The organism is Mesorhizobium sp. M0663, from assembly GCF_040320585.1.
Taxonomy (GTDB): Bacteria; Pseudomonadota; Alphaproteobacteria; order Rhizobiales; family Rhizobiaceae; genus Mesorhizobium.
Genome location: NZ_JAMYPX010000094.1, coordinates 1 through 1,754 on the forward strand (window position 1 = coordinate 1; position 1,754 = coordinate 1,754).

Sequence of the window (1,754 nt, forward strand, 5' to 3'; positions counted from 1 at the left end):
CCGCATGCCGGCGATCTTTATGTCTTCCGCGGCCGCAACGGCAACCTGATCAAGATTATCTGGCATGATGGGCTCGGCATGTCGCTATATGCAAAACGGCTCGAGAAGGGCCGGTTTCTATGGCCGTCGCCGGCGGACGGCACGGTTTCCATATCACCGGCGCAGCTCGCCTACATGCTCGACGGGATCGATTGGCGCAACCCGCGTCACACGTTCCGACCGCAGCGCGCGGGCTGAGTTTTTCTTTGAGTTTGCGCCATTTTCCGCGAGTCAGCGGACGCGTTTTATGATTCACTCCAGGGCATGGTTGCCACCGCCCAGGATGCTGTTCCGGACGATATTGGCGCGCTGAGAGCAGCGCTGACCGCGGCGCTGGCCAGAGCCGAAGACGAGGCCGCACGCGCTGCGCTGGTCGAGGCCGAACTGGCGGTCGCCAGGGCCAAGGCATCGGATGATGCGGCGCTGATCGCACATCAGGATCTGACGATCCGGAAGCTGCAGCGGGCGCTGCATGGTCAAAGTTCTGAACGTGCCGCCCGCCTGCACGACCAGATGGAACTCACCTTCGAGGAACTCGAGAGCACGGCAACGGAAGACGAGATCGCCGCCGAACAGGCAGCGGCGCGGACCACCGAGGTGGCGCCTTATGTGCGCAAACGACCGGCGCGCCAGCCATTTCCCGAGCACCTGCCGCGCGAACGCGTGGTCGAGCCGGCGCCGACCGCTTGCCACTGCTGCGGCGGTCATCGGCTGCGCAGGCTGGGTGAGGATATCACCGAGACGCTGGAGGTGGTGCCGCGGCAATGGAAGGTGATCCAGCACGTGCGGGAGAAGTTCACCTGCCGCGACTGCGAGGCGATCAGCCAGGCTCCGGCGCCGTTCCACGCCACCCCGCGCGGCTGGGCCGGTCCCGGCCTGCTGGCGATGATCCTGTTCGAGAAGTTCGGCCAGCATCAGCCCCTCAACCGCCAGGCTGAACGCTATGCCCGCGAAGGCGTGCCGCTCAGCCTGTCGACGCTCGCCGACCAGGTCGGCGCCGGCGTCGCGGCGCTGATGCCGCTGTTCAAGCGGCTCGAAGCCCATGTGCTGGCCGCTTCACGTCTGCACGGCGACGACACGACGGTGCCGGTCCTGGCCAAGGGCAAGACCGATACCGGCCGATTATGGACCTATGTGCGTGATGACCGACCATTCGGCGATGTCGATCCGCCGGCGGCGGTGTTCTATTATTCCCGCGATCGCCGAGGCGAACATCCCGCGGCGCATCTCGCCGGCTGGAGCGGCATTCTGCAGGCCGATGCCTATGGCGGTTATGGCGATCTCTATGCGGCGGCCCGTCAGCCGGCGCCTATTCTGGAAGCCAGCTGCTGGGCCCACAGCCGGCGCAAAGTGTTCGGGCTGGCCGATATCGAAGCGGCGGCGCGCAAGAAGGCGCACGGCGAGAAGCCCAACCTGGTCTATCCGCTCGCGGTTGAAGGCGTGAAGCGCATCGACGCCCTGTTCGATATCGAGCGCGAGATCAACGGCCTGTCGCCGGCCCAACGCCACGCCGTGCGCCAGGAGCGGAGCCTGCCGCTGGTCGCGGAGCTCGAGACCTGGATGATCGAGACGCGCGACAAGCTCTCGCGCGGACATGATCTGACCAAGGCCTTCAACTACATGCTGCGCCGCTGGTCATCCTTCGCCCGGTTCCTCGACGACGGGCGGATCTGCCTATCGAACAATGCAGCCGAGCGAGCCCTGCGCGGCATCGC

The 1,754-nt window shown here is 66.0% G+C and carries 2 protein-coding genes; both read left to right on the forward strand.

Annotated features, from left to right (window positions below; genetic code table 11):
* A partial coding sequence (gene tnpB / locus NKI54_RS36210; protein ID WP_352596337.1) for an IS66 family insertion sequence element accessory protein TnpB occupies positions 1-237 on the forward strand: 237 nt, incomplete at its 5' end.
* Between the two features lie 66 nt (positions 238-303).
* Positions 304-1,754 (forward strand): IS66 family transposase (tnpC, locus tag NKI54_RS36215; RefSeq protein ID WP_352694631.1); only part of this gene is annotated, 1,451 nt, incomplete at its 3' end.